This window comes from Dyadobacter sp. SRI_021 (genome assembly GCF_057586235.1).
The window spans coordinates 62,739-88,384 of record NZ_JBYCZM010000013.1; the positions used below are offsets into that span (position 1 = coordinate 62,739).

22 protein-coding genes are annotated in these 25,646 nt (G+C 49.0%); 17 read left to right on the plus strand and 5 right to left on the minus strand.

Features of this window, described 5'->3' with window-relative positions:
- Window positions 1-86 precede the first annotated feature (86 nt).
- Together mfd and gldJ are read left to right on the plus strand one after the other, a co-directional pair.
- Entirely contained in the window at window positions 87-3,434 is a 3,348-nt protein-coding gene (gene mfd, locus AC2YIT_RS28135) for a transcription-repair coupling factor (RefSeq protein ID WP_487281391.1), read from the plus strand.
- Window positions 3,435-3,556: 122 nt separating this feature from the next.
- Entirely contained in the window at window positions 3,557-4,813 is a 1,257-nt protein-coding gene (gene gldJ, locus AC2YIT_RS28140) for a gliding motility lipoprotein GldJ (RefSeq protein WP_430850375.1), read from the plus strand.
- A 54-nt stretch (window positions 4,814-4,867) separates the two neighbouring features.
- On the opposite strand, the gene AC2YIT_RS28145 is transcribed toward gldJ, so the two are convergent.
- The gene (locus tag AC2YIT_RS28145) at window positions 4,868-5,560 is read right to left on the minus strand and encodes a ComF family protein (RefSeq protein ID WP_487281392.1); all 693 of its coding nucleotides are present in this window, start codon (window positions 5,558-5,560) and stop codon (window positions 4,868-4,870) included.
- Window positions 5,561-5,637: 77 nt separating this feature from the next.
- On the opposite strand from AC2YIT_RS28145, the gene AC2YIT_RS28150 reads away from it, so the two are divergent.
- Window positions 5,638-6,999 (plus strand): dihydroorotase, encoded by a 1,362-nt coding sequence (locus AC2YIT_RS28150; RefSeq protein ID WP_487281393.1) that lies wholly within the window; start codon window positions 5,638-5,640, stop codon window positions 6,997-6,999.
- On the opposite strand, the gene AC2YIT_RS28155 is transcribed toward AC2YIT_RS28150, so the two are convergent.
- The 3 genes from AC2YIT_RS28155 to AC2YIT_RS28165 all read right to left on the minus strand — a co-directional run bounded on the left by AC2YIT_RS28155 (window position 6,982) and on the right by AC2YIT_RS28165 (window position 11,378).
- On the minus strand, window positions 6,982-7,407 hold the full coding sequence (locus AC2YIT_RS28155) for a (deoxy)nucleoside triphosphate pyrophosphohydrolase (RefSeq protein ID WP_430850369.1): 426 nt from the start codon (window positions 7,405-7,407) through the stop codon (window positions 6,982-6,984). The genes AC2YIT_RS28150 and AC2YIT_RS28155 overlap by 18 nt on opposite strands.
- A gap of 88 nt (window positions 7,408-7,495) precedes the next feature.
- Window positions 7,496-8,521, minus strand: a complete 1,026-nt coding sequence (gene ruvB / locus AC2YIT_RS28160) for a Holliday junction branch migration DNA helicase RuvB (RefSeq protein WP_430850367.1) — start codon at window positions 8,519-8,521, stop codon at window positions 7,496-7,498.
- Window positions 8,522-8,621: 100 nt separating this feature from the next.
- On the minus strand, window positions 8,622-11,378 hold the full coding sequence (locus AC2YIT_RS28165) for a PKD domain-containing protein (protein ID WP_487281394.1): 2,757 nt from the start codon (window positions 11,376-11,378) through the stop codon (window positions 8,622-8,624).
- Between the two features lie 337 nt (window positions 11,379-11,715).
- On the opposite strand from AC2YIT_RS28165, the gene AC2YIT_RS28170 reads away from it, so the two are divergent.
- The 3 genes from AC2YIT_RS28170 to AC2YIT_RS28180 all read left to right on the plus strand — a co-directional run bounded on the left by AC2YIT_RS28170 (window position 11,716) and on the right by AC2YIT_RS28180 (window position 14,745).
- Window positions 11,716-12,747 carry a PorP/SprF family type IX secretion system membrane protein gene (locus tag AC2YIT_RS28170; protein WP_487281395.1) on the plus strand — a complete coding sequence of 344 codons (1,032 nt, stop codon included), beginning with the start codon at window positions 11,716-11,718 and terminating at the stop codon, window positions 12,745-12,747.
- Window positions 12,748-12,848: 101 nt separating this feature from the next.
- Window positions 12,849-13,637 (plus strand): NIPSNAP family protein, encoded by a 789-nt coding sequence (locus AC2YIT_RS28175; RefSeq protein ID WP_487281396.1) that lies wholly within the window; start codon window positions 12,849-12,851, stop codon window positions 13,635-13,637.
- A 97-nt stretch (window positions 13,638-13,734) separates the two neighbouring features.
- Window positions 13,735-14,745 (plus strand): zinc-binding dehydrogenase, encoded by a 1,011-nt coding sequence (locus tag AC2YIT_RS28180; protein ID WP_487281397.1) that lies wholly within the window; start codon window positions 13,735-13,737, stop codon window positions 14,743-14,745.
- Window positions 14,746-14,747: 2 nt separating this feature from the next.
- Here the strand turns inward: AC2YIT_RS28180 and murQ are convergent, their stop codons facing one another.
- Window positions 14,748-15,551 (minus strand): N-acetylmuramic acid 6-phosphate etherase, encoded by an 804-nt coding sequence (gene murQ / locus AC2YIT_RS28185; RefSeq protein WP_487281398.1) that lies wholly within the window; start codon window positions 15,549-15,551, stop codon window positions 14,748-14,750.
- Between the two features lie 327 nt (window positions 15,552-15,878).
- On the opposite strand from murQ, the gene ilvD reads away from it, so the two are divergent.
- The 11 genes from ilvD to AC2YIT_RS28240 all read left to right on the plus strand — a co-directional run bounded on the left by ilvD (window position 15,879) and on the right by AC2YIT_RS28240 (window position 25,632).
- A complete protein-coding gene (gene ilvD / locus AC2YIT_RS28190) occupies window positions 15,879-17,564 on the plus strand; it encodes a dihydroxy-acid dehydratase (protein ID WP_430850355.1) in 1,686 nt (561 codons plus the stop codon).
- Window positions 17,565-17,577: 13 nt separating this feature from the next.
- Window positions 17,578-17,790, plus strand: a complete 213-nt coding sequence (locus tag AC2YIT_RS28195; RefSeq protein ID WP_430850353.1) for a hypothetical protein — start codon at window positions 17,578-17,580, stop codon at window positions 17,788-17,790.
- On the plus strand, window positions 17,790-18,254 hold the full coding sequence (locus AC2YIT_RS28200) for a nucleotidyltransferase (protein WP_223405924.1): 465 nt from the start codon (window positions 17,790-17,792) through the stop codon (window positions 18,252-18,254). The genes AC2YIT_RS28195 and AC2YIT_RS28200 overlap by 1 nt, the downstream gene beginning before the upstream one ends.
- Before the next feature lie 14 nt (window positions 18,255-18,268).
- Complete coding sequence (gene ilvB, locus AC2YIT_RS28205; protein ID WP_487281399.1) at window positions 18,269-20,029, plus strand: biosynthetic-type acetolactate synthase large subunit; 1,761 nt, start codon at window positions 18,269-18,271, stop codon at window positions 20,027-20,029.
- Window positions 20,030-20,047: 18 nt separating this feature from the next.
- The gene (ilvN, locus tag AC2YIT_RS28210; protein WP_430850348.1) at window positions 20,048-20,581 is read left to right on the plus strand and encodes an acetolactate synthase small subunit; all 534 of its coding nucleotides are present in this window, start codon (window positions 20,048-20,050) and stop codon (window positions 20,579-20,581) included.
- A gap of 64 nt (window positions 20,582-20,645) precedes the next feature.
- Window positions 20,646-21,692, plus strand: coding sequence for a ketol-acid reductoisomerase (gene ilvC, locus AC2YIT_RS28215; RefSeq protein WP_430850346.1), 1,047 nt, complete (start codon window positions 20,646-20,648; stop codon window positions 21,690-21,692).
- Window positions 21,693-21,781: 89 nt separating this feature from the next.
- Window positions 21,782-23,038 (plus strand): threonine ammonia-lyase IlvA, encoded by a 1,257-nt coding sequence (gene ilvA / locus AC2YIT_RS28220; RefSeq protein WP_487281400.1) that lies wholly within the window; start codon window positions 21,782-21,784, stop codon window positions 23,036-23,038.
- Window positions 23,039-23,045: 7 nt separating this feature from the next.
- Window positions 23,046-24,212 (plus strand): hypothetical protein, encoded by a 1,167-nt coding sequence (locus tag AC2YIT_RS28225; protein WP_487281401.1) that lies wholly within the window; start codon window positions 23,046-23,048, stop codon window positions 24,210-24,212.
- 10 nt (window positions 24,213-24,222) lie between these two features.
- Window positions 24,223-25,071: an AraC family transcriptional regulator gene (locus AC2YIT_RS28230; protein WP_430850340.1), complete on the plus strand. Its 849-nt coding sequence runs from the start codon at window positions 24,223-24,225 to the stop codon at window positions 25,069-25,071.
- A 59-nt stretch (window positions 25,072-25,130) separates the two neighbouring features.
- Window positions 25,131-25,337, plus strand: a complete 207-nt coding sequence (locus AC2YIT_RS28235; RefSeq protein ID WP_430850338.1) for a hypothetical protein — start codon at window positions 25,131-25,133, stop codon at window positions 25,335-25,337.
- A 1-nt stretch (window position 25,338) separates the two neighbouring features.
- Window positions 25,339-25,632, plus strand: coding sequence for a type II toxin-antitoxin system RelE/ParE family toxin (locus AC2YIT_RS28240; RefSeq protein ID WP_487281437.1), 294 nt, complete (start codon window positions 25,339-25,341; stop codon window positions 25,630-25,632).
- Window positions 25,633-25,646 lie beyond the last annotated feature (14 nt).

A 25,646-nucleotide genomic window follows, 5' to 3' on the forward strand; every position in this document is an offset into this window, starting at 1 on the left:
ATAAATTCTGGCCGGTCGGGAAATTCCCCGAAACGGCTTTTTGCGTTACATTTCATCGCAGCCGAGCTGCACAGCATTTAATATAATTGGAAGTAAAAGACTTATTAACACTATATGGAGGCGACAGCTACCTCGATGTGCTGAGCGCGCAGATCGCCTCTAAGGATGCCGAGGCGGCGCACGTGCAGGTCAAAGGATTGGTAGGAAGCCTCGATGCGGTAATCGCCGCCGCAGTGCAGCATAAAAAGAAAACACCAGCATTATACATCCTCAGCGACCGTGAGGAAGCGGCCTATTTTCAGAACGACCTTCAAAACCTGCTGGGCACTACCGAAGTCCTGTTTTATCCTACCTCTTACAAAAGGCCCTACCATTACGAAGAAGTGGATAATGCCAACGTGCTCATGCGCGGTGAAATCCTGAACAAGCTCAGTGCTGGCCGCAATACGCCCGTACAAATTGTGACTTACCCGGAGGCGTTATTTGAGAAAGTAATCAACAAGCGATCGCTGAAAGCGAATACATTTTCAGTCAAAGTAGGTGAAAAGCTTGATCCTGCATTTCTGACCGAGTTTTTGAATAGCTACGGGTTCGAAATCACCGATTTTGTGTTCGAAGCGGGGCAATTTTCGGTACGTGGAGGTATCCTCGACGTGTTTTCATTTGCTAACGAGCACCCATTCCGGATTGAGCTTTTTGGGGATGAAGTGGAAAGTATCCGCTCCTTCGACCCGGATACGCAGCTTTCCATTGAAAGTGCGAAGCAGATCAATATCGTACCGGATATTCAGCAAAAGCTCTCGCACGAAACGCGAGATTCGTTTCTGAGCTTCTTCAGTGATGACACCGCTATCTGGTTTAAAGATGCGGAATTGACATTGGAAGTAATTGAAAAATGCTTCGAAAGGGCTGAAAAGGCGTTGGAAGAAGTGACTGGCGGCGGCGTGCAAATTGTTTCCAACCCCAATGAGCTTTTCGAAACGCGGCGCGGGTTTTTGAATCAGGTTAAGAAGTTTAAAACGGTTGAATTCGGGAAGAAATCGTATTTCAAGACTGAAATAAAGCTGCCTTACTCTTCGAAACCGCAGCCTTCATTTAACAAAGATTTTAAAAGGCTGTTGGATGATTTGTCGGATAATCAGAACAAAGGCTATGTCAATATCATCGTAGCCGAGCAGCCCAAGCAGCTCGACCGCTTGGAAAGGATCTTTGAAGACCTCGATCCGTTCGTGAAATTCCGGCCGATGCACATTTCGCTTCGGGAGGGTTTCGTAGACGACAATTTGAAGGTGGCGTGCTACACCGATCACCAGATTTTCGCCCGTTTTCATAAGTACCGCTTGAAAGAGAAGTTCAGCAAATCGAAGGCTATGACCTTGAAAGAGCTGAAATCTTTGCAGGTGGGCGATTTTGTGACGCACGTCGATTATGGCATCGGCCGTTTCGCAGGGATGGAGCGAAAGGATGTGAATGGGAAGGAGCAGGAAGCGGTGCGGCTTATTTATCGTGACAATGATTTGCTATATGTGAGTGTGCATAACCTCCACAAAATCGCCAAATATACCGGTAAGGAAGGTACTCCGCCTGCTATGAGTAAGCTCGGCTCGGGCGAATGGGAGGCTAAAAAGTCGAAGGTTAAAAAGCAACTGAAAGACATTGCGCACGAGCTGATCGCATTGTATGCCAAACGTCGCCAGGCACCGGGCTTTCCATTCTCGAAAGACAATCACCTGCAAGTGGAGCTCGAATCTTCCTTTATATATGAAGACACGCCCGACCAGGCCACCGCGACCGCCAATGTGAAAGAGGATATGGAAAAGGCTCACCCGATGGACCGGCTGGTATGCGGGGATGTAGGCTTTGGTAAAACCGAAATCGCGATCCGTGCGGCGTTCAAGGCTGTTTGCGATAGCAAGCAGGTGGCGGTCCTCGTGCCGACGACCATCCTTGCAATGCAGCATTATAAGACATTCAGCGAACGCCTCGCCGATTTCCCCGCTCGGGTGGGTTATATCAACCGCTTCAAATCCGCAAAGGAGATTAAGGATACCTTGAAACAAGCCGAAGAAGGCAAGATCGATATTCTCATCGGTACGCACCGGATTTTAAACAAGGATGTGAAATTCAAGGACCTCGGCCTGCTGATCGTCGATGAGGAACAGAAGTTTGGGGTCAAAGCCAAAGACCGTCTGAAAGAAATGCGCGTGAATGTGGACGTACTTACCCTCACTGCCACGCCGATCCCGCGTACATTGCATTTCTCGCTCATGGGCGCGCGCGACCTTTCGGTAATCGCGACCCCGCCACCTAACCGCCAGCCGGTTACGACGGAAGTACATACATTCAGCGAGGAGTTCATCCGCGATGCGATCAGTTTCGAGGTGCAGCGCGGCGGACAGGTTTTCTTTGTACATAACCGCGTAAATGACATCGAATCCATCGCGAATATTATCCTCCGCCTCGTGCCCGATGTGCGCATAGGCGTGGCGCACGGGCAAATGGACGGCGACAAGCTGGAAAAAGTGATGATGAACTTTATCGATGGCGAGTACGACATTCTGGTTTCGACCAATATCATCGAATCCGGGATCGATATTGCCAATGCGAACACCATCATCATCAATTCCGCGCATATGTTCGGGCTCTCGGACCTGCACCAGATGCGCGGCCGCGTGGGGCGCTCGAACCGGAAGGCATTCTGCTATCTGCTCACACCGTCGGTATCGACGCTGGCGAGTGATTCGCGGAAACGTTTACAGACCCTGGAAGAGTTTTCGGATCTTGGCGATGGTTTCAAGGTGGCCATGCGCGATCTCGACATCCGTGGCGCGGGTAACCTGCTGGGCGCCGAGCAAAGTGGTTTTGTGAACGATCTCGGATACGAACTGTATCACAAAATGCTTGATGAAGCCGTTCAGGAGCTAAAAAGCAATGAATTTAAGGATTTGTTCGAGGGGGTATTCAGTCTGCCGAAAAACCTGGTGCCGGATACGCAGATTGAAACCGATTTTGCAACGCTGATCCCGGATGATTATGTTAAAAATATTTCCGAAAGGTTGTCGTTATATACCCGCCTCGATAATATTGCGACAGAGGACGAGCTCGGGAAGTTTGAAAAGGAAATCCTCGACCGCTTCGGCCCGGTGCCACACGAGGTGCAGGATTTGTTGAAAACGGTTCGTTTGCGTTGGGAAGCAGAGGCTTTGCAGTTCGAAAAACTGACTTTGAAGAGCAATACGATGAAAGGCTACTTCGTTACTTCGCAGAATGACGAATTCTTTCAGTCGGCGAAGTTCGGGCAGGTGATAGATTACATTAAGAAACACCCTAAGCAAATTTCGCTTAAAGATCAGAAAGGCAAGCTGATACTGATTTGCGAGGACATTAAAAGCATCGATCAGGCGCGCCAGGTGCTAATGGAAATGACCCGGTAGCAAACAGGCTTGCATTACCTGATAATTGATTTTTAAAAATAATATCGATTGATTTCATACATTTGCGGTTTCGCATACTATAAAATACCAAACACTTAAGTCACTTTAAAGCAATGATTTGCATGCAAAAGATGGGTACCCGGTCGATCGCGCTGATTCTGATAGTGTTATTAGCGGCAACTGCGTGTAGTAAAAAGAAGCCGACCAGCTTGAAACCTGGCAAGACCAGCTCCAAAACAGGCCTGGCTTACAACGGCAAAGACGGGTTTGAAGTGAAGCAATACAAAGCTTTGCCGGCCGGTCCTGACCTAGTGTACATCGAAGGAGGACGTTTTACGATGGGATCTTTGGAAGAAGATGTGATGGGGCGCCGGGATAACCCGAAACGGACCGTCAGTATCCAGTCATTCTATATGGACCAGACTGAAGTGGCGAACGTTCACTACCTCGAATACCTGAATGCAATCCAGAAGGACTCTTCGGAAGAGTTCTATGCCAAGGCGCTTCCTGACACAACAGTTTGGTATAATGAGCTGTCATTCAACGATTCTTACGTAACAATGTATCTGCGCCACCCAGGTTTCCGCCTTTATCCGGTGGTAGGTGTTTCGTGGGTTCAGGCCAACGATTATTGTGCATGGCGTACCGCTGCTGTAAGCCAGGCTAATAACGCTAAGGGTGCAGCTGCCGCTGGTGGTAAGAAAAAGGGATTCTCTTTCGGCAAGAAGAAGAAAGCAGAAGGCGAGGCTGTTGCAGCTGCGGACGCTCCCGCGCCACAACTTCGTATCGAAAGTGGCTACGTAATGCCTCCGTACCGCCTTCCGACAGAAGCTGAGTTTGAATATGCTGCTATGGCGATGATCGGAACGCAGTATTCTGACGAAAACCAGGCTAACTCAAGAATTTACCCATGGGATGGTTCCACAATGCGTAACCCACGTGGCCGTAAGCAGGGAACAATGCTTGCGAACTTCAAACGCGGCCCTGGTGACTACGCTGGTATCGCAGGTAAATCCAATGACGGAGCGATTATCACACAGGAAATCCGGTCATATCCGGCCAACGACAACGGCCTTTACGACATGGCGGGTAATGTGAGCGAGTGGGTTTATGACGTATATCGCCCACTATCAAACAGCGATGTAAACGACCTGAACTCTTTCCGTCGCGACGGTTACCAGGATGAGGCTAAAAACTACGACAGCAAGAACAACAACTCAATGGTTGACGATAAGCTGAGAGTTTACAAAGGTGGCTCATGGGCTGACGTAGCTTACTGGTTGTCTCCGGGAACACGCCGTTACATGGATCAGGATTCTGCGACTGCAATGGTAGGTTTCCGTTGCGCGATGATCGCTACCGGAACGCACAAAGAGTAAGATTTAAGATATCAATTGAAAGGCCGCTGTTCTCCGAATGGCGGCTTTTCTGTTTTAATGCTGTGCCAATGCGATGGTGAGGATGTGAAATTGCCTGCAACCCGATGCCAGTAATGTCCTCGCACACTCTTCCAGTGTAGCACCAGTAGTAAGCACATCGTCGATCAGGATCACGCTTTTGGGACAAAAATCCTGTTTGACGGCGAATACTCCCTGCACATTTTGCCTTCTTTCTATTTTGGTCTTGCCGGTCTGCGTAGCGGTGTATTTAACGCGTTCGAGCATAGCGCCCGACCACGGGATATTTGTAGCCCGCGAAAAACCTTCTGCGAGGAGGTCGCTCTGATTGTAACCTCGCTGCTTTCGCTTTTTGGGATGAAGCGGAATGCTCAGAATAATTTCAGCTTCCGGTAAGTGTCCCGATGCTTTTAATTCCTGACCGAACATCTGCCCGAGCAATATCCCCACGTCCCTGTTACCCTTATATTTCAATGCGTGCAGCAGCTTTTGGACCTTGCTTCTTTTGGTAAACAACAAAAATGAATGGGTTGAGAGGACTTCAGGAAGACTCACGAATTTAAATTGAAGCGATTCACTATTCAGGCCGGCAGCGCCAACGCGTGGCAGCGAAATACGGCAAAGCGTGCAAATGGTGGCTTCATTGCCTTGTAGTACCCGGTCGCAGCTCTCGCAGCAGCGTGGAAACAGTAAATCGGCGAAATCACGGAGGAGTTGTTTCAGGTTCATTTTTGTGTGATTCAATGAGTGAATTTCAACCGGTCTGAATACCTTTGCACGACATCAATCCAATCGCCGCCGCTCATATGACAACGCTGATCTTAAATGCCCAGGTCGTAAATGAAAACCAGGTTCAGTATTTAGACGTATTAATTGAAAATGGTCACATAAAAAAAATCGAACGGGATTTGCAGCATGTGCAAGCGGATAAGATGATTGATGCAAGGGGGCTTTTGCTCATGCCCGGGGTGATCGATGATCAGGTACATTTCCGCGAGCCGGGACTTACGCACAAGGCCAGCATTTACACCGAGTCGAAGGCGGCCGTTGCCGGCGGGGTTACTTCATTCATGGAAATGCCCAACACCGTTCCCAATACGCTGACGCAGCAGTTGCTGGAAGATAAATACCAAATCGGTGGCAACACCTCTCTCGCCAACTATTCTTTCTTCATGGGCGCGTCGAACGACAACTATGATGAGGTGATGCGTACCGATCCCACGCAGGTTTGCGGTATCAAGATATTCATGGGCTCTTCCACCGGTAATATGCTCGTAGACGCGCCCGAAGTGCTCGAAAAGCTCTTCGCCAATGCACCCTGCATTATCGCTACGCATTGCGAGGACGAACCGACCGTGAAGGCCAGGATGGCTTTTTTCAAGGATAAGTACGGCGATGATGTGCCTTACGACATTCATGCGTTGATCCGGAATGAAGAGGCTTGCCTCAAATCATCCACTTTTGCAAGTTCACTCGCGCACAAGTACGGGACACGTCTGCATATCCTGCACATTTCTACCGGGGATGAAGTTCATTTGTTTGAACCGGGAATCCGTAGCGGCGGTAAAATCCTGCTCGCGAACGGAGAACCGAAGCTCGTAACAGCCGAAGCATGCGTACATCATTTATGGTTCGATTCAGAGGATTACAGAAGACTGGGTAACGAAATCAAATGCAATCCGTCCATTAAGGCGCCGCACCACAAGGAGGCGATCCTGCAAGCAGTGCTCGATAACCGCATCGATGTGATCGCGACAGACCACGCACCGCATACAATTGAAGAAAAAGCACAACATTACTGGCAGGCGCCATCAGGGCTGCCGCTGGTGCAGCATACGCTGAATGTGATGCTCGAATTGAGCAAGGCGGGCAAAATCTCGATCGACCGCGTAGCTGAAAAAATGAGCCATGCGGTGGCAGACCTCTTCAATATCAAAGACCGCGGTTATATTCGCGAAGGTTACTGGGCAGATTTGATCCTGGTAGATCCGAATGCGACAACGGAGGTTAACCCTTCCAACATTTACTCCAAATGCAGCTGGTCGCCATTTAACGGCACAAAGTTCCAGTCACGGATTACCCACACTTTCGTGTCGGGGCACCTGGTTTATGAAAACGGGAATTTTGATGAAACGGTAAAAGGAAAGCGGTTAACTTTTAGCCGCTAGGTAATCGTAGTAGTTCTGGATCACGTTCAGGTCGGCCTCTGTCCAGTCGAGGGTAGGAAGATCGTCAGGTTCCAGCCAGAGGATTTGCTCGTGTTCGGTGAGGACAAAATCGGTTGTATCCACTTTGCAAACGAACGGTACGAGTACGATCTCGCGCCAGCCCTGGTCTTTGGAAGTTTCGGGAAGTTTATCGACGATTTCAACGGTTACATTGAGCTCTTCCATGATTTCACGGAACAATGCCTGTTCGTCGGTCTCGCCTTTTTCAAGCTTTCCGCCAGGGAACTCCCATTGAAGGGGGAAGGACAAGGCTGCGCTTCTTTGCCCGGCGAGTACTTTTCCATCATGTTCAATTACAGCACAGGGCACTCTCACTACCAACTTTTCGGAAACCAGTACTTCGATCATAGGAGGCGGTTACGCTAATTTACCGCAAAATTACAATTTTCAGGTTTATGTTGTATGTGAATGTTTAAACTTCTTAAAAAGTTAACGCTCAGAACAATTCGCCTGAGCGATGGCGCGGTAAAATACCCAGGTGCCTGAATGCTTTTTCCGTCACTTCACGGCCGCGTGAGGTCCGTTTGATATAACCTTCCTGAATCAGGAAGGGCTCGTACACTTCCTCGATGGTGTCGGCCTCTTCACCGCAAGCAGTTGCAATGGTGGATAAGCCTACCGGCCCGCCTTTGAACTTTTGGATAATCGTGCTTAGAATGCGGTTATCCATTTCGTCCAGACCATTTTGATCCACATCCAATGCCTGCAAAGCCATTTCGGCGATGGCTACGGTAATACGGCCATTTCCCTTTACCTGCGCGAAATCGCGGGTTCTGCGCAGCAGATTATTCGCAATACGCGGGGTACCACGGCTACGCCGGGCAATTTCATACGCCGCATCTTCCTCCAAAGGCGTTCCCAGGATCGAGGCCGAACGTTTCAGAATGGATGATAGCAATTGTGCATCGTAATATTCCAGCCTCGCATTGATCCCGAATCTCGCGCGTAGCGGGGATGTGAGCATGCCCGCGCGCGTTGTGGCGCCTATGAGCGTGAAGGGATTCAGGCCGATTTGAATGCTGCGGGCATTCGGGCCGCTATCGAGCATAATGTCGATTTTGTAATCCTCCATGGCCGAATACAGATATTCCTCCACGATAGGGTTAAGGCGGTGGATTTCATCGATAAAAAGGACGTCGTGTTCCTGCAAATTGGTTAGCAGGCCGGCCAGATCGCTGGGTTTATCGAGTACCGGGCCCGAAGTGATCTTAATCCCCGAACCGAGCTCATTTGCGATGATATTGGATAGGGTGGTCTTCCCGAGCCCCGGAGGGCCGTGCAGCAACACGTGATCGAGTGCATCCCCGCGCTGGCGGGCGGCCTGCACGAATATCCTCAGGTTTTCAAGAATCTTGTCCTGCCCGGTAAAATCCTCGAAAGACAACGGGCGCAACGCACGTTCGATATCCTTATCGGTATTTGAAAGGTTTTCTTTATCTCCGGACAGATAATCCTGGCGCATAGTCGGTTGATCAGATAGTGAAAACCAGCCGTCCGGTTTAATGGCGGCTGGTTTGATATTATTTAACCAAAAATAATTGATTTAATCTGCAAAGGAAAGGCTAGCGGATCACCATCACCGATCCGCGTTTCGTGACCGGATTGCGTTCGGGATAATAGAGCGCTTCGTAGGAAATGATATAAGGATAACTTCCCGGCTGCACTTTCAGACCTTTGTAAGTCCCGTCCCAACGTGCTTCTATATCGGTAGTAGCGAAAATAACTTCGCCCCAACGGTTGTAAATACGCATTGAGAAATTGGTATAGTAAGCTCCGAACACTTGCAGGATCTCATTGTGGCCTTCACCGTCGGGTGTGAAAGCATCCGGTATGAAGAGCCGCGGCTCGCATTTGTCTATGACTTCTGTGGTTTGCTCGACGGAGCAACCTTCTTTATTGGTTGCCCGCACGGTGTATTTCCCTTCCTGGTTAACTGTGATTGTTTGAGTAGTCGCTCCCGAAGGCTGCCAGAGATATTCATATGGCTCCCGTCCGTTGGCATCCAGTATGACGGATTGGCCGTCTGGAATACAGATGTAGTTCTCGGGGGCCAATCCCAGAATAGGAGAAGGACGCTCGCCAATCTGTACTGTGTCGGAATTGTAGCAGTCGTTTCTGTCTTTTACCGTAACCGTATATGAACCTGGTTGTTTGACAGTGATTTCGCGGCTCGTTTCTCCGGTGCTCCAATTGAACTCGATCCACCTAGGGCTTTCCACGCCCAGCACAATGGAACTGTCGCGGCAGAGTGTGGTATCCGGGCCAATGGAGACAGCAGGCGGTTTACGGAGGGTTATTTTGACTGTATCAGCAGAAAAGCAATCTCCTCGCGGTCCATTGAAAGCGATCGCTATATAATCTCCTGTGGCGGTTGCTTTGTAAGTCCGCCCTCTGCCTACAATTCTGCCACGGTTCATCCAAGCGTAAACCTCTGCCTCTACTTTCATATCCAATGGAACAAAATTGGCGCAAGTGTCAATAACTTTTGGCAAATTGATTTGAGCAGGAGTGTCATAAATGACGACTTGTTGTGTAACTGTATCAGTGGAGCATTTATTCGTGATGCGAAGAGTCACATTGTAAGTTCCAGCTTGCGTATAAGTGTAAGTAGCCTGCTGCTGCTTCGAAGGCGTCGAAAATTGGCCATTTCCCAGAAAATCCCATGAATAAGTATCCTCGATCGGGTCACACATCGGGCTGGCCTGGAACTGCGTGGGTTCATTGGTACAAAAGCCGTCGGCTTCAAATCCCGGGCCTTGTGATTCCTGCGTGAAGTCCTGAACCATATTAGGCAATCCCAACTGGCTTTTTTTACCTCCCAAATTCGCTCCATCGCGCTCATAATCGACACCGGTCAACGAATTTCCTTCCGGTTCGCCGATCGTTGCCAGGTATTCACTTCCCTGAATAGCCATATAAATCCGTCCGTCCGGCCCGAACTGCAATGCACCGAATTTCTGCGTGGCAGAACTGTCGATGGTAATGGCCGTTTCTATAACGAGGCTATCGGGCAACGTAAGGTCGTATTGTTTCAGATAGGATTTTGTACCGTTTTCACCCTGAAAAGAAACGTACATTTTTTCTCCCGTCGGCGAGAATTCGATACCATATGCAATGGGCGGAGCGGGACCGAGGTCCATGGTTTTTTTGTAGGTTAATGTGCCCGTTGAGTCGTCAAAACTGTATAGCTCTACATAGTTTCTTGCAGGACCAGGAATTACCACGGCTAGCTGGCGATAACCGGTAGTACTGTCGGGTGAAGAAAACTTCATATAACCCTCGGCCTTGTTGGTACTGTCGTGTGCCATACCCAGTTCGGGAGCCGCCACTTCTACGAGCCCACCCGTGGTAGCATGGAAAATGCGGAACTTGTTGGTGCCGTAATCGTGCGAAACGACCCAGTAGGTGCTGTCGCGGTCGTTGCGGACGGCGGCAATGCGCTCGGTAGTAGGTGTTTGAAGAGTTGTATTTTGTTCAATGATCTGACCCAGGCCATTGTTGCGGCGCATATCTACGACGCTCACCGTTAGTAACTTCTCGCCATTGATGTCAGAAGTTGTGAACACATTATAAAGGTACTCGCACCCTCTGCAAGTCGGCTGGGGCACAATGAGCACCGATTGCGTCGAATTGGGGCTTCCCTTCATGGGCGCGCAGGCCCCGAAAGTACACGTCATTTCATCCCCGTTCTTATTCCATATTTTAATACCATCGGAATAAAAGAGGAGTTGTCCTTTCGAATTGGCAATCGACGAAGTTCCCTCGGGAGTGCTCAGCTTGCCATCGGTTAGCGGAGATGGGGGAGTATTGGAAAAATCGAGACCTGCATTGCCTCCGAAATACCATTTGGAACCTTCCTGTGCCTGCGGCTCCATACAAATCTTAACATTGATTCTGTTCTGAATGCTGCAACCATTGGGTAGAAATACTTCAACGGAATAGCAACCGGAACTGTCGACGCGCAGAGTTTGGGTAGTTTGCCCTTTTGGATACCATAGGTACGTAGCTCCTTCCGGCGCACCATTAGGATAGGGATCGAGCGTGATAGTATCACCCTTACAAATGGTTGTATCTATCCTCCATTGCTGGAACTCAGGGGGAAGCTCGCCGATTTTAACTGTTTGAGGAACTGTTTCCTGAGTACCGTTTTGCAAGGTACGAACAAGCGTAACGGTGTACGTACCAGGAGCCGCATAGGAATGCTGAGGATTGCGGCGGGTGTCTGTGGCACCGTCGCCGAAGTTCCATCGCCAGGCTCTCGCGGTGCTTACCGTGTCCCTGAAGGAAGTCGAATCTGCCTCGCAATCCGGGTTCTGCATACACTGTCCTTTTACGACAAAGGGCGACTGCGCCATGGCACTTGCGCCACGGAGGAGCATGAGCAGGCAGAGGACATAAAAAAATTGGTGGTATCTATTATAAAATCGCCCCATGTTTCGTTACTTGTTCAAACACCCCTACCTTCTCAAAGAATATTCAAGTTACCCGACATTACTAACGAAAATAAAATGTTAAAATTTTGTGCGGTAATGTCGTAAAAACCACTCTAATTTGAATATTAATACGCAATTTGAGGATAATTTGTGAAATTAATCAGGTAATTTTTTTGAGCCCGGAACGTGTCCGTTTTTCGGCAAACGGCAAGCCAATAAATCTATGATCAAGCGTTTACTTCCTCTCTTCCTACTGACACTGCTTTGCCTGAAAGGTTGGAGCCAGGATCCGCAATTTTCGCAGTTCTACGCAAACCCGTTGTACTTAAATCCTGCGTTGGCAGGAGGGGCGCTGGCGCCGCGTGCAACCATCAATTACCGTAACCAATGGCCTTCATTATCGGCCAACTTCGTGACTACTTCGATAGGGGCCGACGTATTCCTGCCCAATTTCAACAGCGGGCTGGGCGTGCTGGTAACCATGGACAGCCAGGGGCTAGGCAACCTTAAATCGACCGAGGCGGCGCTGCAATATTCCTATCAAATCCAGTTCAATGAACTGACTTCGCTGCGTCTTGGGATCCAGGGCGGTGTGGCTTCGCGGACATTGGATTACTTCGGATTGACATTTGGTGATCAATATAATAATGGCGGCTTAACCGGCCAGCCTTCTGAAGATCCCTTCGCAAAAGGTGGCCCTAATGTATTCTACGCCGACTTTGGTGCGGGAGCAATGCTTTATTCCGACTGGTATTGGGCGGGGGTTTCGGCACATCACCTGAACCGCCCTAATCAGGCGTTTTCAGAACTTACCGAAGCGCGGTTGCCCGTGAAAGCCAGTTTGCAGGCGGGGTTGCGTATTCCATTCGCCGGCTACACATTTCTTGGCGATGAAATCGATAAGGAAAAGACGATCTCTCCGGCCATCATGTATAAAAAGCAGGGCAAATACGACCAGTTCGATGCCGGTATGTACGTGACCATCGAGCCTTTGGTAATCGGCGCGTGGTATCGCGGAATTCCTTTCAAGAAATACGAACAGAATATCAATAACCACGAATCGCTGATATTCCTGGCAGGGTACCGTCAGGACAAATTCTCGATCGGTTACAGCTATGACCTGACCATTTCTACACTAGGCGCCGGTAGCGGAGGCGCGCATGAGATTTCACTTTCCTATGTTTTCGCCCCGCTCGAATCAAAACCGAAGCGCCCGAAAACCCGGAAACGGCAGCTTTCTTGCCCGAAATTCTGATGTACTTCGAAAAAAGTTAGTGGGAATTGAAATAGGGTAAACTTAGATGGCAAAAGTCTTTTTTAGTGGTTAATTCACTTTTAAATGCCATTTTGACGACTATGTCCAACTACCGAAACCTTAATTTCATTTTCACCCTTTTGCTGCTCGTGGTTGCATTGAGCTCCGTAGCCGCACCTCCGAAGCGCGAATTTTACGAAATCAAAATCTATCATCTCAAAAACGCCGATCAGGAAGCGCGCGTAGAAGCTTTCCTGAAAGATGCATACGTTCCGGCGGCTCACCGTGCCGGTATCAAAAATGTGGGTGTTTTCAAGCCTGTCGCAACTGACACCATGGCGGGAAAGCTCATTTACGTATTAACACCCCTGAAATCCCTCGATCAATTGTTGACTTTACCTAAAACATTGGACAAGGACGCCGCCTATGTTTCGGCAGGGAAGGATTACATTGAAGCGAACTATAAAAATCCGCCGTATGCCCGCTTCGAGTCGATTGTACTTCAAGCTTTCACCGACGCTCCTGTGCATATGAAGCCCAACTTAACCGGGCCGAAAAGCCAAAGAGTGTACGAACTGCGTAGCTATGAAGGGCATACCGAGAAAATTTACCAGAATAAAGTGAAGATGTTCAATGTCGGAGGCGAAGTCCCATTGTTCAAGCGCCTGGGCTTCAATGCGGTATTCTACGGGGAAGTGATCGTTGGAAGTCACATGCCGAACCTGATGTATATGACCACTTTCGAGAACAAGGCATCGCGTGACGCGCATTGGAAATCATTCAGTGAAGACGCTGAATGGAACAAGCTGAAAACAAATCCGGAGTACCAGAACAACGTTTCAAAAAACACCAGCTTCTTCTTGTATCCCACCGAATATTCGGATATATAGCATCTGAAACGGTTCCAATCATTTTGAAATGATGAACAAGGCCAGGTACCGTTTCGGACAGGCCGGTTCATCATTTTTTTGTTTAAAAACCCAACATATGAAAGCCGCTATTTTAAAAAATCTTCATGAGCCGTTGGTGATTGAAGAAACGGACAAGCCTAATCCCGGTCCGGGAGAGGCGCTCATAGAAATAAAAGCCGCATCGCTCAACCACCGCGATGTCTGGATACAAAAAGGACTTTATCCACGCATTACAACCCCGATAATCCCCGGATCCGACGGCGCGGGCATTGTGACGGAAGTAGGTGACGGTGTTGCCAAAAGCTGGATCGGAAAAGAGGTGATTATCAACCCCTCCCAAAACTGGGGCGACAACCCTGATTTTTACAGCGACGACCATAAAATACTCGGTCTGCCGGACAATGGCACATTTGCGGAATATGTAAAAACCGAGGCAAAGTACCTGGCTGAAAAGCCGGCGCATTTGTCGTTCGAGGAAGCGGCCGCATTACCGTTGGGTGGGCTGACAGCCTGGCGCTCGCTGATGACGCGCTGCCGGTTCAAAGAAGGCGATCGCGTGCTCGTAACGGGTGCGGGTGGAGGCGTGGCACTTTTCGCGATCCAGATCGCCATTGCTGCTGGCGCCGAGGTTTGGGTAACCTCCGGTTCCGACCAGAAAATACAGAAAGCGATCGAAATGGGCGCGAAAGGTGGGATTAACTATAAAAACCCGACCTGGTTCCGGGACTTGCTCGTGAAGGCACGCGGACCCAAGACGGGTTATTTCAATGTCATTATCGATAGCGCGGGTGGCCCTGGTTTTACCAAACTGATCGATATCGCTGCTCCCGGCGCCCGGATTTGCTTTTACGGCGGCGGAACCGGTAACATCACCGACATTGTGCCCGCGAAGGTATTTTTTAAACAGCTTAATATTTACGGCAGTACCATGGGTACCGAGCAGGAATTTACCGATATGGTGCGGTTTGTAAGCGAAAAACGGATTGTGCCGATTATCGACAAGGTATTTCTGCTCGAAGAAGCCGAACAAGCCCTCCGATACATGGATTCCGGGCAGCAGTTCGGCAAGATCGTGCTTTCAGTATAGCCCTATTTCCGTACCGATTCGATGGCGGCGCGGACACTTCCGTGCTCGTCGAGCAGCGATTGCGCTTCGTCGGGCGAGATATTCAGCTCATCAATGATCATACGCAACGCCCTGTTGACCAGTTTTTCATTGGTGAGCTGCATATCCACCATTTTATTTCCCTTCACTTTGCCCAATCGGATCATGACCGAGGTTGAAATCATGTTCAGGGCCAGTTTTTGAGCAGTTCCGGATTTCATTCGGGTGCTTCCGGTCAAAAATTCGGGTCCTACGACGATTTCGACGGGATATTCACAGGCTTGGGCCACCGCGGATCCATCGTTGCAAACTACGCAGCCGGTAAGTAACCCGGCATTTCGCGCTTCGTTTAAACCGCCGATTACGTACGGCGTGCGGCCTGAGGCGGCTATCCCTATTAATGTATCGTTCGCATTCGGTGCGTAAGCAGCCAGGTCCTTCCATGCCTGGTTCCAGTCGTCTTCCGCGTTTTCTACGGCTCTGCGAATGGCGGTGTCGCCGCCGGCGATGATGCCGACTACCAAATCGAACGGTACACCGAACGTCGGTGGGCATTCAGATGCGTCCACAACGCCCAATCGTCCGCTCGTTCCGGCGCCGATGTAGAAGAGGCGGCCGCCCTTTTGCATTCTCGGAACGATCTGCTCTACCAACGCTTCGATCTGCGGAATGGATTTCTGAACTGCATGCGGCACGGTCTGATCCTCGCGGTTAATGGAGGTCAGAATGTCGTGGACACTCATTTTTTCGAGATCATTATAGTTCGAAGACGATTCGGTAGTCAGCATTGTGGTTCGTGTTTTTTGGAATTCAAAATTAAATCTTTTCCGATAAGGATGTTGCACCGGGAGGAAATTTGGTATTTATCATAGATTAATAACAAAAAAAGGTTTGAATGTTTGGAAAATAAAAAGAATGGCTTCTAATTTGTAACACCAAGTAAAAAACAGCGAAATTTCGCTAGACTTAAATGTTCCGCTAAAATGAAACTGACTCTTATCGTCCCGGTCCTAATTATCGTCACGCAATAGCGTGAGTGGGATGATAGCACATAACTGGCGCCTCACTCACCTAACCGAGTGGGGTGTTTTTATTTTAAATACAATCATTCACCAATGGCGACAGAATTAAACAGATTTTCGAAGACCCTTACCCAGGAAGTAACCAATCCGGCCGCCCAGGCAATGCTTTATGGAATTGGTTTGAAAGAAGAAGACTTTGTTAAACCCCAGATCGGGATTGCCAGCACAGGTTACGAAGGTAACCCTTGCAACATGCACCTGAACGGCCTTTCGGTGTACGTGAAACAGGGCGTGAATGCGAACGACATGGTGGGCCTGATTTTCAACACGATCGGCGTGTCGGATGGTATGACCAACGGAAACGACGGGATGCGTTACTCGCTCCCAAGCCGCGACATTATCGCGGATTCGATCGAAACCGTAGTGGCTGCGCAGTGGTACGATGGCGTGATCGCGGTGGTGGGTTGTGATAAAAACATGCCTGGCGCTATTATGGCGATGGCGCGCCTCGACCGTCCTGCTATTATGGTGTACGGTGGAACGATCCGTTCGGGACATTATAAAGGACAGAAACTCGACATCGTTTCGGCATTCGAAGCGCTGGGTAAGAAGTTCGCCAACAATATTTCTGACGAAGATTATAAAGGAGTAATTCAGAATTCGATCCCTGGCCAGGGTGCTTGCGGTGGTATGTACACTGCCAATACTATGGCGTCGTCGATCGAGGCAATGGGATTGAGCTTGCCATTCAGCAGCTCTTACCCGGCTACGCACGAGGGCAAGCAGGAAGAATGCAAGAAGATCGGTGCGGCCATGAAGAAATTGCTCGAACTGAACATTACTCCGAAAGATATTATTACCAAAAAATCGCTTGAAAATGCATTGACAGTGGTAATGGCGCTGGGTGGGTCTACCAACGCAGCATTGCATTACCTGGCAATCGCCCGCGCAGCCGGCATTCCATTGACGTTGGATGACATTCAGGCGATTTCGGACCGCACGCCATTCATCGCGGATTTGAAACCTAGCGGTAAGTACTTCATGGAGGATATCCTGGAAATCGGCGGTGTACCTGCGGTGACCAAGTATTTGTATTCCAAAGGTCTAATCCACGGCGATTGCATCACCGTAACCGGTAAAACTGTTGCCGAAAACCTCGCAGAAGCTCCTGACTTGAATTTTGAAACACAGAAAATGGTGTTCCCGATTGAAACGCCAATCAAGCAGACAGGCCATATTCAGGTACTTTATGGTAACCTGGCTCCAACCGGCGCGGTAGCGAAAATCACTGGTAAGGAAGGTTTGACATTCGACGGAACGGCAAAAGTGTGCGAGCATGAAACGGAGATCATCGAAATGCTGGCAAAAGGTGAAATCCTGCCAGGCCATGTGGTGGTAATCCGCAATGCGGGTCCGAAAGGCGGACCGGGGATGTCGGAAATGCTGAAACCTACCTCTGCCGTGATGGGAGCAGGTCTGGGCGATAAGATCGCATTGATCACTGACGGCCGTTTCTCAGGTGGTACGCACGGTTTCGTAGTAGGCCACATCACCCCGGAAGCATTCGAAGGCGGACCCATCGCATTGGTGAAAGACGGTGATCGTATTTCTATCGATGCCAACACCCGCGTACTGACCCTGCACATTTCCGACGAAGAAATGGCGACCCGCAAAGCAGCCTGGGTACAACCCGCGCCGAAATTTACAAAAGGGATGCTGGGAAGATATATCAGAACCGTGAAGTCGGCCAGCGAAGGTTGCGTGACTGACGAGGCGTAAAAAACTAAACATTATGTCGGAAGGGAAATTCAAATTGGATAGAACGGCCTTCCATGCCGGGACGCATTCGGAGACTGAGAAGTACTACGCGAAAAATCAGCCGAAAACTTTGAAAGAAAGGTTGGAAGCAGCGCATTACCTGAACAGCATTGCATTTCAGTTTGATTTGCAAAACCCACCCCGAATGGACAGAAGTGTTTTTTCAATGCGAAAACACCCGATGTAATGGGAAATATTTTCAATGATGATTTTCAGGATTTCTTGAAGTCATTCAATGAATGTGAAGTGGAATATATTCTGGTCGGCGGCTACTCGGTAATCCTGCATGGCTATTCCCGAACAACCGGCGACATGGATATATGGGTTAGGAAAACGAGTGAAAACTATCGGAGGATTGCGAATGCATTCGAACAGTTTGGAATGCCGCTATTTGATATGACAGAGACGAACTTCCTGCATAACCCGCAATTTGATGTATTTACATTTGGCCGGGTGCCCGTTTCGATCGATTTAATCACGAAGTTGAAAGGGCTGGAATTCGAAGAAGCGTACAAGAATGCCGCTGATCATGCAGTAGAGGGTTTAAAAATCAGATTGATACATTACAAAGATCTGATCACGGCAAAGAAGGCGGCAGGAAGGCCGAGAGATATAAATGACATTGAGAATCTTGAAAATTCATCCGACTAAATAAAATAGAGGTCATGGGATTTAATGAAAATCAAACTGCAACAATTCAGGGCTCGGAACCGCTGGTTTCGGTAGCCAGGCCGGAGCTGATCAATGGCTCGCATGCGGTGATCCAGTCGCTGATTGCGGAAGGGGTGAAAACCATTTTCGGCTATCCGGGCGGCGCGATTATGCCGGTGTATGATGCGATCTATGACTATCAGGATCAGATCAACCACATTCTCGTGCGTCACGAGCAGGGGGCTGCACACGCGGCGGAAGGCTTTGCGCGCATTACGGGTGAGGTAGGGGTCTGTCTTGTTACTTCGGGGCCGGGTGCTACCAACCTGGTAACCGGTATCGCGGACGCGATTATCGACTCTACGCCGATGGTGTGTATTATCGGTCAGGTGGCATCGCATTTGCTCGGTACCGACGCATTCCAGGAGACCGACGTGATGGGTATCACCATCCCCATTACCAAATGGAACTACCAGGTTACCAATGCGGATGAAATCCCTGAGATCATTGCCAAGGCATTTTATATAGCAAAATCAGGTCGTCCGGGGCCGGTTTTGATCGATATTACCAAGGATGCGCAGCAGAAACTGATGACGAAGCCTTTCGTACACAAAAAGGTAGAGACATTGCTGAGCTACCACCCGCGCCTCGCACCGAAAGAAGAGCAGCTGGCGGCTGCTGCGAAGCTGATCAACCAAGCAAAACGCCCGTTCCTGTTCGTAGGTCACGGCGTGCAGATTGCCGGTGCGGAGCAGGAATTGATCCGTTTTATTGAAAAAACAGATATTCCAGCCGCTTCGACATTGCTGGGGCTTTCCTCCATGTCGGTGGACCACCCTAACTATATGGGCTGGCTGGGAATGCACGGAAACTACGGTACCAACGTCCTGACCAACCAATGCGATCTCATTATCGCGGTCGGAATGCGTTTCGACGACCGGGTAACCGGCGATTTGAACCGCTATGCGAAGCAAGCGAAGGTCGTTCACATTGAAATCGACCCGGCGGAAATCGACAAAATCGTGAAAGCGGACGCACCGGTAGTGGGCGACGCGAAAATTGCACTGGAACAACTGCTTCCATTAGTCAATGAAAACAATCACGAAGCCTGGAAAGCTGAATTCAAGAAATACGACGCGATCGAAGATAAGAAGATCACACAGCCGGAATTGGCTCCTACTACGGAGAAAATCAAAATGGCGGAGGTGATCCGCACCCTCTCGGATAAAACCAAGGGCGAAGCGGTGATCGTGGCCGACGTAGGCCAGCACCAGATGATGGCGGCGCGTTATTACCAGTTTAAAAAACCGAGCTCGTACATTACTTCGGGCGGTTTGGGAACGATGGGTTATGCATTGCCTGCGTCATTCGGAGCGAAAGTGGGCGCGCCGGACCGCGAAGTGGTTGCGATTATCGGCGACGGTTGCTTCCAGATGACGATTCAGGAACTGGGTACGATTGCGCAGAGCGGTTTGCCGGTGAAAATCATCATTCTGAACAACAACTTCCTCGGAATGGTACGCCAGTGGCAACAGCTTTTCCACCAGAAACGCTACTCGTTCGTGGAGCTGCAAAACCCTGATTTCATCACGATTGCCAAAGGTTTCGGCATCGACGGGCATACCTGCGCGAAACGCGAGGATCTGCATGCGTCGCTCGACACCATGCTGGCTTCCGACAAGCCTTATCTTTTGGAAGTATTGGTAGAGAAAGAAGAAAACGTGTTCCCGATGGTGCCAACGGGCGCTTGCGTAGCCGATATCCGTTTGGAATAATATAAAGAGGAAGAAATTATGACATCATACACCATTTGTGTTTTTACTGAGAATTCGATCGGTATTCTCAACAAGATCACGACGATATTCACCCGGCGACGGATCAATATCGAGAGCTTAACCGTTTCGGAGACCGAGCGTAAGGGTATTTCCCGCTTTACGATCGTCATCCGTAGCGAGTCGCGCGACGCGGTAGAGAAGCTGGTCCGCCAGATCCGCAAGATCATCGAAGTACTCGCGGTTTTCGGGTATCTCAATGAAGACATCGCCTACAACGAGATCGCATTGTTCAAGGTTTCGACACCCATCGGTGCTAAACCGCTCGATATCGAGACGATTAATAAGGTTTACAAAGCGTGGGTCGTATACTGGCACCTCACTTATGTGATCATTCAGAAGACGGGCACCGAAGAAGAGATCTTTGAATTTTTCGATTATATCAAACCCCACGAAATCCTCGAATTCGTTCGCTCGGGACGCGTGGCGGTGAGCAAATCGCCTCAGACACTGGTAGATTATCTGCCCGAAGCTGAGTGGGAGTATTACCAATAGTCGGCCAGTTTTTAGTAGTATTGCTTTTAAATTCGTAGTAAATCAATAATCCAATCAATAATCAATGGCAAAATTAAATTTCGGCGGGGTCGAAGAAGAAGTAGTAACCCGTGAAGAATTTCCTCTTGAAAAAGCACGCGAAGTACTTTCTAACGAAACCATCGCTGTAATTGGTTACGGCGTACAAGGCCCAGGCCAAAGCTTGAACATGCGTGACAACGGTTTCAATGTAATCGTTGGTCAGCGTAAAGGTGGTAAGTCTTGGGACAAAGCTGTTGCTGACGGATGGGTACCAGGCGAAACCCTTTTCGACATCGAAGAGGCGCTTGCAAAAGGAACCATCATTTGCTACTTGCTTTCTGACGCTGCTCAGATCGAACTTTGGCCAACTGTTAAAAAACACCTTACTGCCGGCAAATCACTGTATTTCTCACACGGTTTCGGTGTAACTTATAAAGATCAGACTGGCATCGTTCCTCCTGCTGACGTGGATGTATACCTGGTTGCTCCAAAAGGATCGGGAACTTCACTTCGCCGCCTGTTCGTAGAAGGAAAAGGCTTGAACTCTTCTTTCGCGGTATTCCAGGATGCTACTGGCAAAGCGCGTGAAAAATGTATCGCAATGGGTATCGGTGTAGGTTCAGGTTACCTGTTCGAAACTGATTTCTACCGTGAAGTTACTTCTGACCTTACCGGTGAGCGTGGTACTTTGATGGGGGCTATCCAGGGTATTTTCGCTGCACAATACGAAGTGTTGCGTTCGAACGGTCACACGCCGTCAGAAGCATTCAACGAAACAGTCGAAGAATTGACTCAATCGTTGATGCCATTGGTGGCTGAAAACGGTATGGACTGGATGTACGCTAACTGCTCTACTACTGCCCAGCGCGGTGCTTTGGATTGGTGGAAACCTTTCCGTGACGCTACCAAGCCTGTTTTCGAGCAATTGTACAACTCTGTAAAAAGCGGCGAGCAAGCTAAAATTTCCATCACCCGTAACTCACAACCTGACTACCGCGTGAAACTGGAAGAAGAATTGGCTGAGCTGCGCGAATCAGAAATGTGGCAAGCTGGTTCTACTGTACGCGGATTGCGTCCGGAAAGAAACTAAGTTAATCCTTTGCCCCGGACTTAAGTCCGGGGTAACAGATAGAAAAATGGAGCTTTGCTTTTTGCAAAGCTCTTTTGTTTCAGAATCCTATGAGCACTTCACATTCCGTTCCGACTCTCGATAACATATTCCTCGCCGCCGAACGCCTGCGCGGGGTGATCAATCACACACCGATATTTTTTAATGCACACCTTTCGGAGCAGTATGGAGCTAATATTTATCTCAAAAGAGAAGATCTTCAAACTGTCCGCTCGTACAAGATTCGGGGAGCATATAACAAAATGGCGAGCCTCGCACCCGAAGCCCTCGCAGAAGGAGTCGTGTGTGCGAGCGCGGGTAACCACGCCCAGGGCGTAGCATATGCGTGCCGGAAAATGCAGGTGAAAGGTGCCATTTTTATGCCTACCACCACACCCGCGCAGAAAGTAAAACAAGTGCGGCTTTTCGGACAGGAGTGGATCGAAATCCACTTGGTAGGCGATACTTACGACGACGCCTACCACGCCTCAATGGCCTATCGCGACAGTACCAATGCCGTTTTTGTGCACCCATTTGATGATTTACAGGTCATCGAAGGTCAGGGTACCGTTGGTTTGGAAATTTTCAAAGATGCTGATTTCAAAATCGACTATCTGTTGATGGCCATTGGCGGAGGCGGCCTGGCATCCGGCATTTCAACTGTTTTTAAACAGCTTTCTCCCAAAACACAACTCATTGGCGTGGAACCGGAAGGCTCGCCAACGATGCACAAATCCATTCAGGAAGGGCATGTCGTGACGCTGGATAACATTGACAAGTTTGTAGATGGTGCAGCAGTAAAACGTGCCGGCGATATTACATTTGATATTTGCAGTAAGAGTTTGAATCAAATCCTGCTCGTTCCGGAAGGAAAGGTATGCTCTTCGATCTTACAGCTTTATAATGAGGAAGCGATCGTCGCCGAACCCGCCGGCGCATTGACGGTAGCTGCATTGGATTTAATTAAAGAAGATATTAAGGGTAAAAACGTCGTAGTGCTCATCAGTGGTGGCAACAACGATATTACCCGCACCGAGGAAATCAAGGAGCGGTCGTTGCTTTATGAAGGCTTGAAGCATTACTTTATTATCCGCTTTCCGCAACGTTCAGGTGCATTCCGTGAGTTTTTAAATGTGCTCGGGCCTAATGACGACATTGCACGTTTCGAATACGTAAAAAAAACCAACCGCGAGCAGGGGCCTGCATTGGTAGGCATCGAATTGAAAAGCCGCGAAGATTTTGCGCCGCTCATCGAGCGAATGGATGCGAACCGGGTGGTTTATGAGTATCTGAATGATCAGCCGGATTTGTTTCAGTTTATGGTTTAAATATTATATGAGCTCAGTTTTACGAAGAAAACCGTATTGCTTATTTATTGGCGTATTGGTTGCCGTGATGGCCGCTTCCCGCGGCTTTGGTCAGGGGAAAATGTTGGAAAGTTACATCGTTTCGCTCGAAGGTGACACGACCAGGGGATTTATCCGTTACGACGGCTGGGGCACCAGTCCGATGACCGTTGATTTTGCCAGAGAGAAGAGGGGCATAGTGGAAAAAGTAGGTCCGGACGCTGCGGCACAGTTTTACATTGCGCCGCTTAACGAGCGCTATGTGAGCAAAAGAATCGGAATACTGAATATCGATCTGAGCAAAACCTACGAACAGGCTCCCTCTCTCGAAGCGAAGGACTCGGTAACCGTTTATTTAAGACAGATAACCTCAGGCCCGAAAGCAACTTTGCTGGAATACCTAGACCTGGCTGAGCAATCGCATTTCTTTCTGGAAAAGGGTGGAAAGTTGAAGGAACTATACAATTATCCATTTTACAGACTCTCCGGCGGAAAGAAATACCTCATTCAATATGACGAGTATGTACGCCAACTACCGGTATTGCTCGCCGATGGTGCCGATAATGGTCCTGTTCGGGGTTATTCTGCAAGGGAATTGGGGCGTTATGTCGACCGGTATAACGGAGTGAATACCTCGGAAAAGCAAAGCAAAGGCGCCGCTGCTGAATCGGAAATGGAGATAGACGCATATGCGATGGGCGGTATCGAAGCATGGGAGGAAACAGATGTCAACCTGGGTACGACGCCAACATTCGGAGTGGGATTGCGCATAAACCTGCCAAGAAGATTTCACAACCGGTATTTCAAAATTCTATTTGCGACAATGCCAGGCGTTTCTGTGAGCAAGGTGTACAACTACATTCCGGACGAGAAAATCAGTTTAAACACCCTGGAGGTTGGTGCGGGGACTTACATCGGTTCCGGTAATTTCAGGCCTAATATAGGTTTCGAATACAGCTTTCCCATGGATAGCTGGCGAACTTTCATTTTGGGGCCTCATATTGGTATTTCGTTCCGAAGGCAGCTAAGCCTCGAAGTCTCACATTTTGCGAATTTATCGACATTGGTATCAGACGAGGTCACGTTTTTTAATCGCCCGCGCATCAGTTTGAACTACTATTTGAATTTGAACAAATTCTTCAAAAGCCGGAAATAGCCGCCCGATAATGTTACGCGTACCATCCGACATCAGCTCCCAGGAATTCGAGTCCCTGAAAATCCAGGACATGACCTTCGTGGCTTACCGGAATGAAGTATATCCTTCGAAATACGACGTGTTTTTCGAGGAGCACGCGGTGATTGTGGTGCTGGAAGGTGAAAAGAAATTTACCAGTCCGACGCAGGAAGTGCATGTCGAAAAAGGGGATATTTTGTTCATTCAGCGGGGCTTTTACTTGATGTCGGAATCCATTCACGAGGCATATAAAAGCTTGGTGTTCTTTTTTGACGAAAAGTTACTGAAGGAATTCGTAGGCTTGCACCCGGAGCTTTTTGATGCTCAAAAAAACGCCGAAGCCGTCGAATATCCGATTTTGCTTTTAAAGTCGGATGACAATTTCGAGAAGTTCATCCAATCCGTATTTCCCTATTTCCGCTCGCGAACGGAGTTGAAGAATCACTTTCTGCGTTTGAAATTCCAGGAGCTGCTGCTGCATTTGATGGAGCTGGATCATTCAAACCAGTTGCGGGGTATTTTGTACAGTCTCTATAAAGGTGAAAAGGTCGATCTTTCGTTTTTGATGAACAGCTACTACTTGAAGCCTCTGACATTGAATGAGCTGGCGCGGCTTTCCGGCCGGAGCCTTTCGGCATTCAAGCGAGATTTTCAGGATGAATTTAACACTTCACCTGCCCTGTGGCTGAAAAACAAGCGGCTGGATTATGCGGATTTTCTGTTGAGGAATAGTACGAAGAACGTTTCGGAGATCAGTACGGAAATTGGGTATGAGAGCGTTTCGCATTTTATCAAGACATACAAAGAGAAGTACGGGACTACGCCGAAGCGGCAGGGGTGACGGGCTGTGCTTATGCAGGCAAATCATTATATTTGTTTACACTAATACTTGAATGGACAATGGAGGCGATTCATGTTTATCCAACCAAAGATCAGGAAGAGGCTGTAATTGCTTTTCTGGAAGCAATGGAAGTGGAATTTGAAAGGGATGAAGCGCTGCCGGAACATGTGCTGAAAGGCATTCAGGCTGGTAGAGAGGAGATAAAGGCTGGTCGTTACATGACTTTGGACGAATTTAAAAGCAGAAAACGGGATAGTGAATTATGAGGTGATCCTGGCTCCTACGGCGGTCGAAACATTCGACGCCATTTATGACCAAATTGAATCCAGGTTTGGTAAAAGCATAGCTAGCCAATTTCACCGCAGGGTAATTCATATCTTAGACACGATAAGTAGCACTCCTTTCATCTTCAAGGGCACCCGCGAAAATCCGAACATCCGCAAGGGATGGATTCATAAGAACTGTTCTGTTTTCTACGAAGTCGCAGGCAGCCAGATACACGTATTGTTCTTTTGGGACAACCGACAGCAGCCATTGATGGAGCCGGATGCATTGGAATAAAGATTTCCGCTCAA

Excerpts from the sequence above, each read along its gene's own strand:
- gldJ (WP_430850375.1), top strand. The coding sequence starts at position 3,557 with ATGCAAAAGATGGGTACCCGGTCGATCGCGCTGATTCTGATAGTGTTA.
- AC2YIT_RS28145 (WP_487281392.1), bottom strand. The coding sequence starts at position 5,560 with ATGAACCTGAAACAACTCCTCCGTGATTTCGCCGATTTACTGTTTCCA.
- AC2YIT_RS28150 (WP_487281393.1), top strand. The coding sequence starts at position 5,638 with ATGACAACGCTGATCTTAAATGCCCAGGTCGTAAATGAAAACCAGGTT.
- AC2YIT_RS28155 (WP_430850369.1), bottom strand. The coding sequence starts at position 7,407 with ATGATCGAAGTACTGGTTTCCGAAAAGTTGGTAGTGAGAGTGCCCTGT.
- ruvB (WP_430850367.1), bottom strand. The coding sequence starts at position 8,521 with ATGCGCCAGGATTATCTGTCCGGAGATAAAGAAAACCTTTCAAATACC.
- AC2YIT_RS28165 (WP_487281394.1), bottom strand. The coding sequence starts at position 11,378 with ATGCAGAACCCGGATTGCGAGGCAGATTCGACTTCCTTCAGGGACACG.
- AC2YIT_RS28170 (WP_487281395.1), top strand. The coding sequence starts at position 11,716 with ATGATCAAGCGTTTACTTCCTCTCTTCCTACTGACACTGCTTTGCCTG.
- AC2YIT_RS28175 (WP_487281396.1), top strand. The coding sequence starts at position 12,849 with ATGTCCAACTACCGAAACCTTAATTTCATTTTCACCCTTTTGCTGCTC.
- AC2YIT_RS28180 (WP_487281397.1), top strand. The coding sequence starts at position 13,735 with ATGAAAGCCGCTATTTTAAAAAATCTTCATGAGCCGTTGGTGATTGAA.
- murQ (WP_487281398.1), bottom strand. The coding sequence starts at position 15,551 with ATGCTGACTACCGAATCGTCTTCGAACTATAATGATCTCGAAAAAATG.
- ilvD (WP_430850355.1), top strand. The coding sequence starts at position 15,879 with ATGGCGACAGAATTAAACAGATTTTCGAAGACCCTTACCCAGGAAGTA.
- AC2YIT_RS28195 (WP_430850353.1), top strand. The coding sequence starts at position 17,578 with ATGTCGGAAGGGAAATTCAAATTGGATAGAACGGCCTTCCATGCCGGG.
- AC2YIT_RS28200 (WP_223405924.1), top strand. The coding sequence starts at position 17,790 with ATGGGAAATATTTTCAATGATGATTTTCAGGATTTCTTGAAGTCATTC.
- ilvB (WP_487281399.1), top strand. The coding sequence starts at position 18,269 with ATGGGATTTAATGAAAATCAAACTGCAACAATTCAGGGCTCGGAACCG.
- ilvN (WP_430850348.1), top strand. The coding sequence starts at position 20,048 with ATGACATCATACACCATTTGTGTTTTTACTGAGAATTCGATCGGTATT.
- ilvC (WP_430850346.1), top strand. The coding sequence starts at position 20,646 with ATGGCAAAATTAAATTTCGGCGGGGTCGAAGAAGAAGTAGTAACCCGT.
- ilvA (WP_487281400.1), top strand. The coding sequence starts at position 21,782 with ATGAGCACTTCACATTCCGTTCCGACTCTCGATAACATATTCCTCGCC.
- AC2YIT_RS28225 (WP_487281401.1), top strand. The coding sequence starts at position 23,046 with ATGAGCTCAGTTTTACGAAGAAAACCGTATTGCTTATTTATTGGCGTA.
- AC2YIT_RS28230 (WP_430850340.1), top strand. The coding sequence starts at position 24,223 with ATGTTACGCGTACCATCCGACATCAGCTCCCAGGAATTCGAGTCCCTG.
- AC2YIT_RS28235 (WP_430850338.1), top strand. The coding sequence starts at position 25,131 with ATGGAGGCGATTCATGTTTATCCAACCAAAGATCAGGAAGAGGCTGTA.